Raw genomic sequence first — 15,555 nt, forward strand, 5'->3', positions numbered from 1 at the left:
TTTCTCTTTATTATCCGGTATTAGCTCCGGTTTCCCGGAGTTATCCCCGTCTTACAGGTAGGTTGCCCACGTGTTACTCACCCGTCCGCCGCTAACATCAGAGGAGCAAGCTCCTCATCTGTCCGCTCGACTTGCATGTATTAGGCACGCCGCCAGCGTTCGTCCTGAGCCAGGATCAAACTCTCCAATAAAGTGTTTGATATAGCTCATAAATTTGTTAAATAAGAAATTGATGGGATTGTAAAATCCCTGACTTACCTGGCTTTTGTTTGGTTTTCAAAGAACATTTTTTTGCGTCGCTCGTTTTGGCGACTTTCATATCATAACATCTTAGCAACCATCATGTCAACAACTTTTTTGTTGATTTTTTGTTGCCATCACTGTCTCATCAGCGACAAGGAATACTATACCACGCATTTGTTTTTAGAGTCAACACTTTTTTAAAAAAAGATTCGGCTTTCGATTTTTTCTTACTTGTACTCTTGTTTCTTTCGGCAGAAGCGTGTGCACTCTGCAGGAGAAGCGAGCAGGGTGAAAATCCGGAAAAGCACGTGATACCGTTCTTCGAGCACTGACTTCACCATCAGTTCGATCTGATCATCTTTAAGATCTGATAAAAGCTCCTCTAGTTCTTTCTTAAGCAGATATTCCATTTCCTTCGCTTCTCTTTTATTGAGCATTATGCCTATCATGGGACACTGCAACATCCTTTATCCGTTTTTTACCATATGTTTCCCGCTCCCTTGAATTTCTATGTATAAAGTTATATCTTGTCCCCCGTTGTCATATACATCTCCTTAGACAGCATTGGCAGAGGAAAGGATCACCAAATTCACTGAATCAGGGGGGACGGCATGAAATTCTTTATGGTGGTTAATGGCAGGAAGGCAAAGCAGTACATGGTTGTTGTATTCGCTGCTTTTTTTGCAGCTTCACTTGCCTTTATGGGACAAGAGCAATTATCTGTTTTTTCATCCAAAGACGGACCGCGTGCCATTTATAAAGGCGAAGCGAAAGGAAATAAAGTCGCCTTAACGTTCGACATCAGTTGGGGAGATAAACGGGCCCTGCCTATATTGGATATTTTGAAAAAGCAGGGCATCAAAAACTGTACGTTCTTCGTCTCAGCCGCCTGGGCAGAGCGCCATCCGGAAATTGTGGAGCGCATTGTAAAAGACGGCCATGAACTGGCGAGCCTTGGTTATCAATATAAGGACTATACAGACTGGAAAGACCCGCAGATTCGCCGTGACATTTTAACCGCGCAGGAAAAGATCAAAAAAGTGTCCGGCAAGACAACAACTTTAATCCGGCCGCCGAATGGAAGTTTTGATAAACGGGTGCTTGAAGTATCAGAAGGCACTCATCACTCTGTCGTACACTGGAGTGTCGATACGAAAGATTGGAAAAACCCTGGAGTTAACAAGATTGTATCGAACGCAACCAATCATGTGAAACCCGGAGATATTCTGCTGCTGCATGCTTCCGACTCTGTGAAGCAAACCCATAAAGCATTACCTGAAATTATAAGCAAGTTAAAATCCGAAGGCTTTTCGTTTGTCAGTGTTGGCGAAATGATTGCCAACACGCATGCACATAGCCAGGAGGTCGATTAAACGATAAGTAAAAAAACTTCCGTCCATTTAGGCGGAAGTTTTTGATTTGGCAGGGGATTTCGGCTGAATGAGTCGGTGAAGCATAAGAATCTGATAAAGGTTGCAAACACCAAGGGACGCGAATGCCATCCACATGGCGCTTGGTGCATTCGTTTTTAAGACAGGCACCCATTCCATGGTAGTCACCACAATCATAAAAAACAATGTGGGTACAAATGCTCCCTTGTTCGTTTGTTTCTGCTTAACATATGCCACCAGCATACCAAGAGCGAGAACTCCGATGGGAATTAAACTGTAGGAAGCAAGGCTTTGCCCCGCTTTATGAAATGCGGTATACCGCAAATAAAACAAATCAAAAAGAACAACGATAATAAGGACAATCTGAACACCGTTCCACAAGGACTGTGATCTAAAAATCCCAAGACCAAACCGGTGAACCGTCAAGTAAGCGAAAAATCCCATCTGGCTGAACACACTAAACAAAGCGCCAAAGCCAACAAGACCGAGTATATAGATAAAGAATTCTTTCACGCCCCCGGTTTCGGGAAATTGTGAAATTAAACCTGCGACAATGGAACAGCCCATCCCAATAAGTAACGTCGTGATAAATAAAAAGACCCAGTTTCTTGACTTCACATGATTGCCTCCAATCCAAATGTAACCGTTATCGATTGTATCAATCCTAACCAAAAAAAGCCATACTGTTTTCCTATATTTGTCCTGCATAAATCTCTGTAAAACACCCACCCTAATGGTAAGAACTCATAGAAAGGAGAAGGAGCAGACGTGAGAAAAACGTGGATCCCATGCCTCTTCTGTTTTCTTCTTTTAGCCCTTAGCGGCTGTGCCCAGAATGAAGCACAAGGAAGCAGTCCCCAGAACATGGATTATGACGCCACCAAAAAAATGCTGGTGGATATTTTAAAAACAGATGATGGAAAAAAAGCGATTACCGATGTGTTGTCTGATGAAAAAATGAAGGAACAACTTTTGCTTGATCAGGCGCTTATCAAACAAACGATTGAAAAAGAGCTCTTGTCACCAAAAGGTGAAAAGTTTTGGCAGCAAGCCTTTAAAGATCCGAAGTTTGCTGCTGCTTACGCAAAAAGCATGAAGACTGAACATGAAAAGCTGATGAAAGGCCTGATGAAAGATCCGGCGTATCAGCAGCTTATGATGAATATCCTGAAAAGCCCGGAAATGGGCAAACAAGTATTGAACCTTGCCAATTCGCCTCAATACCGAAAAGAAGTAAAGAAAATTATGATGGAAACCTTCGATAGCCCGCTGGTACGTGCGCAATTGGCGGAGATGCTGCAAAAAGCCGCTCATGATGAAATCGACCAGTCGACCTCTAAAAAAGGATCGCAAGGCCAGCAACAGCAAGGCCAGCAACAAGGCGGCGGACAACAATAAATATAAAACAACCTCGTACTTCAACGGTACGAGGTTTCGTTTTGGTTAGTTTAACTGGTCGATGATGTTTTGTGCAATGTCTTCATAGGCTTGTCCCAAACGATGGTCACGGGCATAAACGCTTGGCGCAAAATCCTCTTCGTTTATATCAGGCTGTCCGAGAGGCAGCTGTCCGAGCATCGGAACCCCAAGCTCATCTGACAGACGTTCTCCTCCGCCTTTGCCGAATACATATTCTTTCTCGCCTGTAATCTTGCTTTCAAAGAAAGCCATATTTTCAATAACTCCAAGGATCTCATGATCCGTCTTTAGCGCCATGCTGCCTGCTCTGGCTGCAACAAAGGCAGCTGTCGCATGAGGCGTTGTCACAATGATCTCTTTGGACTTTGGCAGCATTTTATGAACATCCAGGGCTACGTCCCCGGTTCCAGGCGGCAGGTCGAGCAGAACATAATCAAGGTCTCCCCAGTTCACTTCGCTGAAGAAGTTCATGAGCATTTTGCCAAGCATGGGCCCGCGCCAGATGACAGGTGCGTTATCTTCCACGAAGAAAGCCATGGAAATCACTTTCACTCCAAACCGCTCCACCGGCTGGATCGTCTCTCCAACGACTTTCGGGCGCTCTGTAATACCCATCATATCCGGTACACTGAATCCGTAAATATCGGCATCAATTAATCCGACTTTTTTGCCGAGACGGGCTAGGGCCACCGCAAGGTTTACCGATACGGTTGATTTTCCTACCCCGCCTTTACCGCTCGCAATGGAGATGAATTGTGTTTTGCTGCCTGGTGCAAGCAATGGCGGAACACCCGGTGCTGCAGCCTGCTGCTGGCTTCCCTGAACAGGTTTTCTCTCTTCAAACCGCAGGCCGACAGATTCAACTCCCGCGCCTTTTAGCGTATTGACGATCTCCTGCTGAAGCATCATTTGCTCCTGAGATCCAGTCTGGGGAAGTGCAACCTTCAGGCTGACATACCCTTCCTTTACTTTTAGTTCTTGAATCGCTCCGGACTCGACAAGGCTTTTATGTAAAAAAGGGTCTTGGATTCGAGATAAAAGTTCAATTACTTTTTCTTCTGTCATGGATAAGACACTTCCTTTGCATGTATTCGATTTCACTCCTTACAAGTATAGCACAATTGAGCTTAATCGTAGACTACAGACGATTGAAGGTGCAAGCCTGTTTGGCCCGCACCTTAGTCTGGTACTTTTTCATTTGTATAATAGCGCAGAATTCCCTGATAGACAGAGGCGGATATTTTATGCTGATACGATTTCGTTTTCAGCAGTTCCCTTTCACTCGGATTGGATAGAAACCCGACTTCAACCAGTGTTCCGGGCAGCTTGCTCGTCCGAAGCAGATAAATGCCCTCAATGGATTTGGCGATCCTGTCTGTATTTTGAAGGTTTCGCTTCAGTTCACTTTGAATAAATTTGGACGCGTCCTCGCCTTTTTTATCTGAAGGTGAATAAAACACTTGCGCTCCCCTCCAGCGCGAAGAAGGCAGTGCATTCAGATGAATACTTACATATAAATCGCCATTGGATTCATTAATGATTTCTTTTCGTTTCCTCAGATCGTCCCATTTTCGGGCACGGATCCTCCCTCTATCCCTGCCGCTTAAATCCATATCCCGCTCTCTGGTCATAATGACAAGCGCGCCGGCTTCCTGTAAATAATCCCTGAGCTTTAAGGAGATATCCAAAGAAATATCCTTTTCCAATACCCCGTCTCTGCCTACCGCTCCACCATCCATTCCGCCATGCCCGGGATCAAGCACGATAACTTTTCCGGACAAGGGAAGGCTCCACGGTTTCCAAGTTCCTTTTTCCGAAAACTGATACGTAAAAATAAATAGCAAAAGAGTAAATCCCAAAGCAAAGGCAACTTGCTTTACCCGTCGTTTCATTCCTTGCCCCCTATATCAACAGACGTATACGTCTATATATATGGGACAAGGAACCAATTAGTACTTAATGGAGCTTCATTCTGTATCTTTTCTCGCCATTCCAATATCCTTCAAGCCACCAGTGCTCAATATACACCTCACAGCACAAATACAAGGATTCCATCATCTGCTCGGTTCCCCAGCACCAGAACTGCCAGTAATCAAACAAGCTTTCCGTCAATTCTTTTTCTGCCTGCTGGCTCCGTTTCTTGATGTCTTCCAGTGCTTCCCCATGGTAGGCGAACCGGCTGTATGCCGCGCCGAGCAAATAAGCGTCTATGGCCAGGTCAATACAGGCATCCTCAATGTCCTGCTGATACAAGAGCGAATACTGAAAAAAAGGCTGGTACAGGGTTTGAATTTCCTTTTTAATTTTCCCTAACGAAAGATCCCTCAGCACTTTTCTTTCATACTCCGCCTTTTTCGTACGCTGTTTCTCCCTAAATGTTGTAATTACAATCGCCATCATTAATCCTCTTCCCGCGCGAATGCGCCAATCACATATCTATATAATGGGTACACCCTTACATACATTTTTTGCAAAAGAGGCTAGCATCATCCTGCGTAAATCATGGGAATATTTCTAAAGCAGAAGCGGCCGCTTAGAGACGAAAAGCGTTGGAACTCTTGAAGAGCAACACGCTTTTTGTGTTGGAGAGAGAGTGAAACGATCGAGACTTTGGCCGCGCTGAAGCTGGATAAGAAAAAGGAATTGGCGATCGTTACTCACCAACCAAATCTTTTTCAAAAGCACTCCACAAAAATTAAACGACCGTTTAAACATGCAAACTTAAACGATCGTTTAACTTATTCTTTATCAATGGGCGCCTTCAGTCGGTCGGCGTAGGAATCAAAATATAGATTGCCGTTTGTTCCCTGTACGGCATAATACACATCTTCAAGAGCCAGGCCTCTGTTTTTGAGCTCCTGCAGCAGCCAGGCTTCGGAAAGTTGGTTCTCCTTCAGATTATCGCCAAGGATTTCTTTTTCCATGATGAGTTCGACCGGAAACTGTGAGTCTTTCTGGAACGCCAGATTTAAATCCTGGCGGGTAAGCGAGCGGAATGGCGGCTTTTTTTGAATGGAGATTCCGCCGTTTGTTTCAAGAATGGCATATTGCACTTCATACATATCAAAGATTCCCTTTTCCCTGAGGAGCTGGTTTAAGTTATCAATTGTGAATTTCGCTTTTCCCATGTTCTTTTCCAAAATGTGACCGTCTTCAACCAGCACGGTGGGTTCTCCTGATATCCAGCGGCGAGCTTTTCTGCTTTTGACGGTGAAGACCAGGACCAGTATGGAGGTACCAAAAAAGGTCAGCATCGCAAAAACGGCGTGCCAGGTTTTGATATTCAGGTTAAAGGCAAGGTTCGCCGTAATGGATCCAAGCGTGGCAGCCGCAATAAAATGGTTCAGCGTTAAATAGGACATCGTCTGTTTGCCGAGAAGACGCGCAATTCCGATAAACAATGTAAACGCCAGTAATGTCCGCCAAAAGACTTCCATGATCTCAGACATCCTGTTCCTCCTGTTGGAAAATGGTGTTATGCCTATTGTTTGCGAATCGAGCCGGGAACATGAGCGAAATATAAAAAAGACCCCCAAGCAAAATGCCTGAGAGCCTTTTAAAAACGCAAAGATTAACGTTTTGAGAACTGAGGTGCACGACGAGCGCCTTTAAGACCGTATTTCTTACGTTCTTTCATACGAGCGTCACGAGTCAAGAATCCAGCAGCTTTAAGGTTGCCGCGGAATTCAGGATCAGCTTGTAGAAGAGCGCGAGAGATACCATGACGGATCGCTCCTGCTTGTCCTGTATATCCTCCACCTTGAACAGTAACAAGAACGTCGTAGTTACCTTCTGTTGCTGTTTCGTTAAGTGGTTGTCTTACGATAAGTTTTAGTGTTTCCAAACCGAAATATTCGTCAATGCTGCGACCGTTGATTACGATACGGCCATCACCAGGAACTAAACGTACGCGAGCAACGGAGTGCTTACGACGCCCAGTACCGTAATATTGTACTTGTGCCACGTGAATACCTCCCTTTTATTATCCGCGTAATTCGTATTTTTCTGGCTTTTGTGCTTGATGTTGGTGCTCAGCTCCAGCGTATACGTGAAGCTTTTTAATCATTTGACGGCCAAGGCTGTTCTTAGGAAGCATACCTTTGATCGCTAGTTCAAGCATTTGCTCAGAACGAGTTGTACGCATTTCTAATGCAGTTCTTGTACGAAGTCCACCTGGGTGTCCAGTGTGACGGTAGTAAATTTTGTCACTTAACTTCTTACCTGTTAGATGAATTTTTTCAGCGTTGATTAGGATTACATGATCCCCAGTATCAACGTGTGGTGTAAAAGTTGGTTTGTGTTTTCCGCGAAGGATTGCTGCAACTTCACTTGCAAGACGACCTAAAGTCTTTCCTTCAGCGTCGATCAACAACCACTTACGTTCTACTTCAGAAGCTTTCGCCATGAATGTCGTACGCATGAATTTTCCCTCCTGTATCTTCATTCGCTAAATCGCTCAATTTTTTTATGGGTGCTGTTCCACTCACTGTAAATTACAGTCAGCTGAACATTTTTAGTTACTAAACATTTCACCGGATTACCTTCCGGGGCAGGGAGATAATCTTAGAAATACCAAAGAATATCTTATAACATATAAACAACGATGTCAAGTGTGTCGTGAAATTTCTGAGAGTATTTTTCGCATCATTAATAGGTGACGCGATATAAGTACAAACCGTGCGGCGGTGCCGTTTTACCCGCCGCGCTTCTGTCCTTTTCCGCCAGCATGGAACGGATTTCCTCCGGCTGTATTTTGCCCTGTCCGGCATCCAAAAGCGTGCCGGCCATAATCCGGACCATATTGTATAAAAAGCCGCTGCCACGCACTTTAAAAATAAGCTCGTCTCCTGCTGTTTCCAGCTCAAACATGGTAATGGTCCTTACCTTATCTTCCACTTCCGAACGAGCCGAGGAAAACGACGTAAAATCATGGGTGCCCATGAAAATCCCCATCGCTTCCTGTATCGCCCCATGATCCAGTGGATAAGGGAAATGGGAGGCATAGTTCCGCCGAAAAACATCCGGTTCGCCGTTTGTCATCAGCCGGTAATGATATTCCTTCTCTACCGCACTGAAACGCGCATGAAAGTCCAAAGGCACTGCCTCCACTTCCAGGATGCGAATATCGGCCGGCAACAGGGCATTCAGCGCCTTCTGCCATCGTTCCGGGGCAATGGCAAGCGGGCTGTCAAAGTGGAACACCTGCCCGATGGCATGTACCCCTGCATCCGTTCTTCCAGAAGCGGAAATCCTTACAGAGTTTCCTTTATGCATTTTGGCCAGGTTTTTTTCAATCTCCCCCTGAACCGTGCGGGCTTCTGGCTGCACCTGATACCCGGCAAATTGAGTGCCATCATAGCTTACGGTCGCTTTCCAGCGCTGCATACCCCAAACTCTCCTTTATCCATGCGTTCTTAAAACAATCAGCACAGCCGCCAGGATCAACAGCAGCAAAAGCGCTCCTGTATCCCTGAATCCCCAGTGAAGAACGCGAAGCCTTGTCCTTCCTTCTCCTCCACGGTAGCCTCGGGCTTCCATGGCCAGAGCCAGGTCTTCCGCCCGCTTAAATGAAGAAATGAATAAAGGCACCAGAAGCGGCACAAAGGCTTTGATTCTCTCTTTGACAGGTCCGGCGGTAAATTCAGCACCACGGGCCATCTGGGCCTTCATGATCTTCTCTGTCTCCTGAAGCAGGGTCGGAATAAAACGGAGGGAGATTGACATCATAAGCGCAAACTCATGAACAGGAAGCTTCACCCTTTTAAACGGCGCCAGCAGGTATTCAAGTCCATCCGTGATATCGATTGGCGTGGTCGTCAATGTCAAAAGAGAGGTGACAAGGACAAGATACACCAGCCGCAGGGAAATGAAAACGCCCTGCTTTACCCCGCCGTTGTAGATTTTCAGCCATCCCAGGTCATAGACCACCTCTCCCTGCTTGGTCATAAGGATGTGCAGGATGAACGTAAAAATAACAATAAAAAAGATCGGCTTCAGGCCTTTATACATATAGCGGAGTGAGACTTGCGACAACAGGATTGCAGCGACTGCAAACACACCGAGGATACCGTAGGTCAGCCAGTTGTTGGCCAAAAAGACGACAAAGATAAACACAAAGATGCCAAGTAGCTTTGCCCGCGGATCCATTTTGTGAAGTACGGAGGTGCCCGGTATATACTGACCGATGATCACATTATCTAACATGTGAACCCTCCTTTGCCAAAGTCAGCAGAGATGGCCTTGGCTGTGTCCTCAATGGTAAATGACGACATCTGTACCGGTTTGCCGGTCTTCTCCTGCCACCTCAGCAGAAACTGAACCGTTTCAGGAACATCCAGACCCACTGCCTGCAGCTCTTCCCTTTTGGCAAAGATTTCAGCAGGAGCCCCTTCAAGATAGGTGGACCCTTTTTCCATAACCAGAATCCGGTCTGCATAATACGCCGCATCCTCCATGGAATGGGTGACAAGGATGGTCGTCATGTTCCTTTGATCATGAAGAGTACGGAACAAATCCATAATTTCTTTTCTCCCCCGCGGATCAAGGCCCGCTGTCGGTTCATCCAGAATCAAGACGTCAGGCTCCATGGCGAGCACTCCGGCTATAGCTACCCGGCGCATCTGTCCTCCGCTGAGATCAAAGGGTGACTTCTGAAGCACCTCGACAGGAAGTCCGACAAGCTTAATCATCTCATGCGCTGCCGCTCTGGCCGCCTCTTCGCTTTGACCAAAGTTCATAGGTCCGAACATAACGTCTTTTTCCACCGTTTCGTCGAACAGCTGGTGTTCAGGATATTGAAAGACGATTCCCACCCGTTTTCGGAGTGCTTTCAACTGTTTTTTCTTCCCTCCGGCAGCAATCGTGAGGTCCCCTACTGTAATGGTTCCTTCAGATGGCTTCAATAAACCATTCAAATGCTGAATTAAGGTTGATTTACCTGAACCGGTGTGTCCGATGACAGCAAGGAATGTCCCCGAGGAGATGGACAGGCTGACATCATGGAGGGCAAGCCGCTCAAACGGCGTTCCTGCTTTGTAGCGATGGGTTAGTCCGCTGATTTTAATGTCCATAATGCATCCACCAATTCTTCCTGTGTCAAATGTTGTTCTTTCAGGCTGACGCCATAGTCCCTGAGCGCCAATCCGAGTTTAAGCGAAAACGGAAGATCGAGCCCTGCATCCAGCAGCAAAGCTTCGTTCTGAAACACTTCCCGTGGACTGCCGGTGGTCAGAATGGCGCCTTGTTTCATCACAATCACCCTGTCAGCACGTACCGCTTCTTCCAGGTCATGAGTGATGGAAATAACGGTAATGCCTTCTTCCTCATTCAGCTGCTTAACTGTATCAATAACTTCCTTGCGGCCCATTGGATCAAGCATGGACGTTGCTTCGTCCAGAATAATGATGGACGGCTTTTGGGCGATAATACCAGCTATGGCCACACGCTGTTTTTGCCCTCCAGAAAGATGATGGGGCTCACTCTCGATAAAGCCCTGCATGTTTACTCTGGCAATACTCGTTTCAATGCGCTCGATCATTTCATCACGGGGCACTCCAAAGTTTTCAAGGCCGAATGCCACATCGTCTCTTACGCTTGTCCCGACAAACTGGTTGTCCGGATTCTGAAAAACGATGCCGACCCGCCTTCTGATTTCCCAAAGCTCTTTTTCATTTGCGGTTGTGTAATTCTCTACCTTGACTTCTCCTGAGGTAGGCAGAAGAAGTCCATTGAGCAACTTGGCCAATGTAGATTTCCCAGAACCGTTATGGCCAACGATCGCCAGCCATTCTCCTTTGTACACCGAGAGGCTCAAATCTGCCAGAGTCAGGTTTTCCTCACTCGGGTACTGGAAGGAAACGTTGTTAACTGTAATGAGTTCCTTCACGTTTTTCTCCCCCTCAGCTCAGCTCTATTGATAAATGCCGTTTTAAAACATAAAAAAAGGGCAAGAAACGATCGTAATGACCCTGTCCCGCCCTTTATTCATTATTAAACTAATTCAATGATGACCATTGGTGCACCGTCACCACGGCGAGGACCGATCTTAGCGATACGAGTGTAACCACCATTACGCTCTGCATAACGAGGTCCAAGGTCACTAAATAGTTTTTGAAGTGCCTTTTGGCCAGATTCTTCGTTAGCTACTTCGTTGCGAACGAAGCTTGCAGCTTGACGGCGTGCGTGAAGGTCTCCACGCTTACCAAGCGTGATCATCTTCTCAACAAATTTGCGTACTTCCTTAGCACGCGCTTCTGTCGTTTCGATACGATCGTTGATAATTAAGTCTGTTGCCAAGTCACGCAGCATTGCGCGGCGAACAGCTGAAACACGACCCAACTTTTGGTATGCCATGTCTATTCCCTCCTTCTGTGCTTTTTGCAGACAGGGAGGCTGTTACAAGTAACAGTCACCTGTGAAAAAGCAAATTCTAGTCTGTCAGATTAATCGTCAGCACGTAAGGAAAGTCCAAGCTCGTCAAGTTTCTCCTGAACTTCTTCAAGAGACTTCTTACCGAGGTTGCGTACTTTCATCATGTCTTCTTCTGATTTATTAGCAAGTTCTTGAACTGTATTAATACCAGCGCGTTTAAGGCAGTTGTAAGAACGCACAGAAAGATCAAGTTCTTCAATCGTCATTTCAAGAACTTTTTCCTTTTGGTCTTCTTCTTTTTCAACCATAATTTCTGCTTTTTGCGCTTGATCGGTTAGTCCGACAAAGATATTCAAATGTTCGGTAATGATCTTCGCTCCAAGAGAAACTGCCTCTTCAGGACGGATGCTTCCATCTGTCCAAATGTCAAATGTCAGTTTATCGTAGTTTGTCACTTGTCCAACGCGAGTATTTTCAACCTGGTAGTTTACACGGGAGATCGGTGTGTAGATAGAATCAACCGGAATAACACCGATTGGCAGATCTTCTGACTTATTGCCTTCCGCTTGTACATATCCGCGGCCTCTTCTCGCATTCAGCTTCATTTGGAAATGAGCGCCTTCCGCAAGAGTGGCAATGTGAAGATCCGGATTCAAAATCTCTACATCACTATCATGTGTAATATCACCAGCTGTAACGACTCCCTCACCCTGTACATCTATTTCCAATGTTTTATCTTCATCAGAATAAATCTTCATTGCAAGCTTCTTCAGGTTAAGGATGATGGTAGTTACATCTTCCACCACACCTTCAACTGTAGAGAACTCATGCAATACGCCATTAATCTGAATGGATGTAACAGCTGCACCAGGCAGTGAGGATAATAGGATACGACGTAAGGAGTTGCCCAGTGTAGTACCATATCCACGTTCAAGTGGTTCAACAACAAACTTTCCATATGTGGCATCGTCGCTGATTTCAACCGTTTCAATTCTTGGCTTTTCGATTTCGATCATTCAACTAAACCCTCCTTCAAACGTCGAACCTCGACCTTGGGCCAGATGACCCAGCCGAAATTCCCCAATGGCATTTCCGACTAAAACAACTAATTAGTGTTCTTCACCAAAACGTATATTATACATACCCATTATAGACAGGTTATACATATAATATACCGCAGAGTGTAACTAAAGTTACACGCGGCGGCGTTTTGGAGGACGGCATCCGTTATGAGGAACAGGTGTAACATCGCGAATAGCTGTTACTTCTAGACCTACCGCTTGAAGGGCACGAATCGCAGCTTCACGGCCAGCACCAGGGCCTTTAACAGAAACCTCTAGTGTTTTCATGCCATTTTCCATTGCAGTCTTACCAGCAGTTTCAGCTGCCATTTGCGCTGCGAATGGAGTTGATTTACGAGAACCTTTGAATCCCAGGTGGCCAGATGTAGCCCAAGAGATTGCGTTCCCGTGTGTATCAGTGATCGTAATGATTGTGTTGTTGAACGTAGAACGGATATGCGCGATACCGGACTCAACATTCTTTTTTACACGACGTTTACGAGTGTTTGTTTTACGTTGTTGCTTCGCCATTAGAGTTTACCTCCTTTACTTACTTTTTCTTATTCGCTACTGTACGACGAGGTCCTTTACGAGTACGAGAGTTGTTCTTCGTATTTTGACCGCGAACTGGAAGACCACGACGGTGGCGGATTCCACGGAAGCTGCCGATCTCGATTAGACGTTTGATGTTAAGGGATACTTCACGACGAAGGTCACCTTCAACTTTAATCTTGTCGATTGCTTCACGGATTTTATTCAATTCATCTTCTGTAAGATCACGAACACGAGTTTCTTCAGATACACCAGCTTCAGCAAGAACTTGTTGAGCTTTGGCTTTGCCGATTCCAAAAATGTAAGTTAGTGAAATGACAACTCGCTTATCGCGTGGAACGTCGACTCCTGCAATACGTGCCATAATGTAGCACCTCCTTAGATTAACCTTGTTTTTGCTTGTGTTTAGGGTTTTCGCAGATCACCATTACAGTTCCTCTACGACGAATAACTTTACACTTTTCACAAATGGGTTTGACTGATGGTCGAACCTTCATTTTTTAAACCTCCTTATGTCACGGAGTACGATTTTTATTTAAAGCGATATGTTATACGACCACGTGATAAGTCATATGGAGACAATTCTACGGTAACTTTATCTCCTGGTAAAATCCGAATGTAGTGCATGCGGATCTTTCCGGAAACGTGTGCCAGAATTTTATGTCCATTCTCAAGCTCCACTCGGAACATGGCGTTTGGCAGTGGTTCGATAACCGTACCTTCTACCTCAATTACATCATCTTTAGCCATCGATATGGTCTCCCTTCTTCAGAGCAATGACTTTCTCGTCGGAAAACTTCGCTACTGCGTACCGTAGTTTGCCATTAGTTACACGGCCTGTTTCAAGAATGCTTCTTGCAACTTCCGGAGAAATAAAATCAAGAAGTTCTAAGTGAATCAGGTTTTTACGTTTGGCGCGATCATATTTGCGCTTATCGCCATCCGCGATTAGTACAAAGCGATCATCCAGGATATTTACGATGACACCCAATTTCTCTGCGTCTCTTCCCTTTATGATTCGAACCATCTGTCCTATCTGAGGCATCGATTCAGAATCGCTAACCATTATATCACCTTCACCTAGATCTTTGTTAGGATTTCGTATCCTTCCTCCGTAATGGCCACAGTATGTTCAAAATGAGCACACCATTTGCCATCCGTTGTCACAACCGTCCAGTTATCGGATAATGTTTTAACATAACGAGATCCGGCATTGATCATCGGCTCAATGGCCAAGACCATTCCTTTTTTCAGGATCGGCCCTTTTCCAGGCGGTCCATAATGAGGAATTTGCGGATCTTCATGCAATTCCTGGCCGACTCCATGTCCCACGTACTCGCGTACAACAGAAAACCCTTCAGCTTCTGCATATACTTGAATCTCATGAGAAATGTCTGTAAGTCTGGCACCTGCCTTCGCTTTCTCCAATCCTTTGAAAAGAGATTGCTCAGTTACATCAAGAAGCTTTTGAGACTCTTCCGAGATCTCTCCCACTCCGTAAGTCCAGGCAGAATCGCCGTGGTAGCCTTTGTATTTCGCCCCTATATCCAAAGAGATAATGTCGCCATGGTTCAATACACGCTTTCCCGGAATTCCATGTACAAGCTCTTCATTCACGGAAGTACAGATGCTTCCCGTAAATCCATTATAATCCTTGAATGAAGGGATTGCACCCTGGCTGCGAATAAACTTTTCAGCAATGTTATCCAGCTCTTTTGTTGTCACACCAGGTTTAATGTGTTTCTTTAACTCCTCGTGAGTTAGGGCAACGATTCTCCCTGCTTCCCGCATGAGATCGATCTCCCGCGGCGTTTTGCAGATAATCATTTTGCCAGCCCTCCGATTAGTTCATTAATGTCTGCATAGACTTTATTGATTTCCTGGTCACCGTCAATATTCTTGAGGTAGCCTTTATCTTTATAGAAATCTAATAATGGTTTGGATTGCTCCATGTTTACTTCCAAGCGAGTACGAACGGTTTCTTCGTTGTCATCTTCGCGCTGGATTAAGTCAGCGCCATCCTTATCACATTTACCATCCACTTTCGGAGGATTGAAAATAACATGATAAGTGGTTCCGCATACCGGACAAATCCGGCGGCCGGTCAATCGCTGCATCAACTGATCTTTTTCTACAGAGATGTTGAGTACATAATCGATTCGGCGATCCAGCTCAGACGTGATGTCCTCAAGCGCTTCGGCCTGAGCAACAGTCCGAGGAAAACCATCAAGCAGGTATCCCTTCTTACAGTCATCTTTGGCAAGACGTTCACGGACAATTCCGATCGTTACATCATCCGGAACCAAGTTACCGGAATCCATATATGACTTTGCCTTCAGACCAAGAGGAGTGCCTTCCTTAATTGCAGCCCTGAACATATCTCCTGTTGAGATATGGGGAATGCCGTACTGCTCAACAATTTGTTCTGCCTGTGTCCCTTTTCCGGCACCAGGCAATCCCATCAATACAAGATACATCTAATCCCTCCATACTCACTAATCTTGCCAATAGACCGAGGG

The 15,555-nt window shown here is 45.5% G+C and carries 23 protein-coding genes and 1 rRNA gene; 2 read left to right on the forward strand and 22 right to left on the reverse strand.

Annotated elements, in window-relative coordinates:
- Positions 1-191 (reverse strand): 16S ribosomal RNA (locus BLT53_RS23510); the annotation flags it as partial.
- A 279-nt stretch (positions 192-470) separates the two neighbouring features.
- The gene (locus BLT53_RS23515; RefSeq protein ID WP_090239593.1) at positions 471-692 is read right to left on the reverse strand and encodes a hypothetical protein; all 222 of its coding nucleotides are present in this window, start codon (positions 690-692) and stop codon (positions 471-473) included.
- A gap of 162 nt (positions 693-854) precedes the next feature.
- Between BLT53_RS23515 and pdaB the strand changes: the two genes are divergently transcribed.
- The gene (gene pdaB / locus BLT53_RS23520; protein WP_090239596.1) at positions 855-1,616 is read left to right on the forward strand and encodes a polysaccharide deacetylase family sporulation protein PdaB; all 762 of its coding nucleotides are present in this window, start codon (positions 855-857) and stop codon (positions 1,614-1,616) included.
- Between the two features lie 27 nt (positions 1,617-1,643).
- On the opposite strand, the gene BLT53_RS23525 is transcribed toward pdaB, so the two are convergent.
- A complete protein-coding gene (locus BLT53_RS23525) occupies positions 1,644-2,252 on the reverse strand; it encodes a KinB-signaling pathway activation protein (protein ID WP_090239708.1) in 609 nt (202 codons plus the stop codon).
- Between the two features lie 150 nt (positions 2,253-2,402).
- Here BLT53_RS23525 and gerD point away from each other — a divergent pair, with 150 nt between their 5' ends.
- Positions 2,403-3,032, forward strand: coding sequence for a spore germination lipoprotein GerD (gerD, locus tag BLT53_RS23530; protein WP_090239599.1), 630 nt, complete (start codon positions 2,403-2,405; stop codon positions 3,030-3,032).
- 45 nt (positions 3,033-3,077) lie between these two features.
- Here the strand turns inward: gerD and BLT53_RS23535 are convergent, their stop codons facing one another.
- The 19 genes from BLT53_RS23535 to BLT53_RS23625 form a co-directional block, all read right to left on the reverse strand.
- Positions 3,078-4,118 (reverse strand): Mrp/NBP35 family ATP-binding protein, encoded by a 1,041-nt coding sequence (locus tag BLT53_RS23535; protein WP_090239603.1) that lies wholly within the window; start codon positions 4,116-4,118, stop codon positions 3,078-3,080.
- Between the two features lie 113 nt (positions 4,119-4,231).
- Entirely contained in the window at positions 4,232-4,945 is a 714-nt protein-coding gene (gene cwlD, locus BLT53_RS23540) for an N-acetylmuramoyl-L-alanine amidase CwlD (protein WP_090239605.1), read from the reverse strand.
- A gap of 64 nt (positions 4,946-5,009) precedes the next feature.
- Positions 5,010-5,450, reverse strand: coding sequence for a DUF2521 family protein (locus BLT53_RS23545; RefSeq protein WP_170834487.1), 441 nt, complete (start codon positions 5,448-5,450; stop codon positions 5,010-5,012).
- A gap of 341 nt (positions 5,451-5,791) precedes the next feature.
- Entirely contained in the window at positions 5,792-6,502 is a 711-nt protein-coding gene (locus BLT53_RS23550) for a DUF421 domain-containing protein (protein WP_090239610.1), read from the reverse strand.
- A 122-nt stretch (positions 6,503-6,624) separates the two neighbouring features.
- The gene (rpsI, locus tag BLT53_RS23555; protein ID WP_061975732.1) at positions 6,625-7,017 is read right to left on the reverse strand and encodes a 30S ribosomal protein S9; all 393 of its coding nucleotides are present in this window, start codon (positions 7,015-7,017) and stop codon (positions 6,625-6,627) included.
- Positions 7,018-7,035: 18 nt separating this feature from the next.
- Positions 7,036-7,473, reverse strand: a complete 438-nt coding sequence (gene rplM, locus BLT53_RS23560) for a 50S ribosomal protein L13 (protein ID WP_007203517.1) — start codon at positions 7,471-7,473, stop codon at positions 7,036-7,038.
- A 227-nt stretch (positions 7,474-7,700) separates the two neighbouring features.
- Entirely contained in the window at positions 7,701-8,438 is a 738-nt protein-coding gene (gene truA / locus BLT53_RS23565) for a tRNA pseudouridine(38-40) synthase TruA (protein WP_090239611.1), read from the reverse strand.
- A 15-nt stretch (positions 8,439-8,453) separates the two neighbouring features.
- The gene (locus tag BLT53_RS23570; RefSeq protein ID WP_090239614.1) at positions 8,454-9,257 is read right to left on the reverse strand and encodes an energy-coupling factor transporter transmembrane component T family protein; all 804 of its coding nucleotides are present in this window, start codon (positions 9,255-9,257) and stop codon (positions 8,454-8,456) included.
- Positions 9,251-10,123, reverse strand: coding sequence for an energy-coupling factor ABC transporter ATP-binding protein (locus tag BLT53_RS23575; RefSeq protein WP_090239616.1), 873 nt, complete (start codon positions 10,121-10,123; stop codon positions 9,251-9,253). Before BLT53_RS23575 ends, BLT53_RS23570 begins: the two co-directional genes overlap by 7 nt.
- Positions 10,099-10,938, reverse strand: coding sequence for an energy-coupling factor ABC transporter ATP-binding protein (locus BLT53_RS23580; protein ID WP_090239619.1), 840 nt, complete (start codon positions 10,936-10,938; stop codon positions 10,099-10,101). The genes BLT53_RS23575 and BLT53_RS23580 overlap by 25 nt, the downstream gene beginning before the upstream one ends.
- Positions 10,939-11,042: 104 nt before the next feature.
- Positions 11,043-11,405: a 50S ribosomal protein L17 gene (rplQ, locus tag BLT53_RS23585; RefSeq protein WP_061975721.1), complete on the reverse strand. Its 363-nt coding sequence runs from the start codon at positions 11,403-11,405 to the stop codon at positions 11,043-11,045.
- A gap of 89 nt (positions 11,406-11,494) precedes the next feature.
- A complete protein-coding gene (locus tag BLT53_RS23590; protein ID WP_061975719.1) occupies positions 11,495-12,439 on the reverse strand; it encodes a DNA-directed RNA polymerase subunit alpha in 945 nt (314 codons plus the stop codon).
- Positions 12,440-12,616: 177 nt separating this feature from the next.
- A complete protein-coding gene (gene rpsK, locus BLT53_RS23595; protein ID WP_090239621.1) occupies positions 12,617-13,015 on the reverse strand; it encodes a 30S ribosomal protein S11 in 399 nt (132 codons plus the stop codon).
- 19 nt (positions 13,016-13,034) lie between these two features.
- Positions 13,035-13,400 (reverse strand): 30S ribosomal protein S13, encoded by a 366-nt coding sequence (gene rpsM / locus BLT53_RS23600; RefSeq protein ID WP_061975715.1) that lies wholly within the window; start codon positions 13,398-13,400, stop codon positions 13,035-13,037.
- Between the two features lie 19 nt (positions 13,401-13,419).
- A complete protein-coding gene (gene rpmJ, locus BLT53_RS23605; RefSeq protein WP_007203526.1) occupies positions 13,420-13,533 on the reverse strand; it encodes a 50S ribosomal protein L36 in 114 nt (37 codons plus the stop codon).
- 34 nt (positions 13,534-13,567) lie between these two features.
- Complete coding sequence (gene infA, locus BLT53_RS23610) at positions 13,568-13,786, reverse strand: translation initiation factor IF-1 (RefSeq protein WP_007203527.1); 219 nt, start codon at positions 13,784-13,786, stop codon at positions 13,568-13,570.
- Positions 13,779-14,102, reverse strand: a complete 324-nt coding sequence (locus BLT53_RS23615) for a KOW domain-containing RNA-binding protein (protein ID WP_090239624.1) — start codon at positions 14,100-14,102, stop codon at positions 13,779-13,781. The genes infA and BLT53_RS23615 overlap by 8 nt, the downstream gene beginning before the upstream one ends.
- 14 nt (positions 14,103-14,116) lie before the next feature.
- A complete protein-coding gene (map, locus tag BLT53_RS23620) occupies positions 14,117-14,863 on the reverse strand; it encodes a type I methionyl aminopeptidase (protein WP_090239626.1) in 747 nt (248 codons plus the stop codon).
- Positions 14,860-15,513: an adenylate kinase gene (locus BLT53_RS23625; protein ID WP_090239629.1), complete on the reverse strand. Its 654-nt coding sequence runs from the start codon at positions 15,511-15,513 to the stop codon at positions 14,860-14,862. Before BLT53_RS23625 ends, map begins: the two co-directional genes overlap by 4 nt.
- Positions 15,514-15,555: the final 42 nt, after the last annotated feature.

It is taken from the genome of Fictibacillus solisalsi, assembly GCF_900103485.1.
GTDB classification, from domain to species: domain Bacteria; phylum Bacillota; class Bacilli; order Bacillales; family Fictibacillaceae; genus Fictibacillus_C; species Fictibacillus_C solisalsi.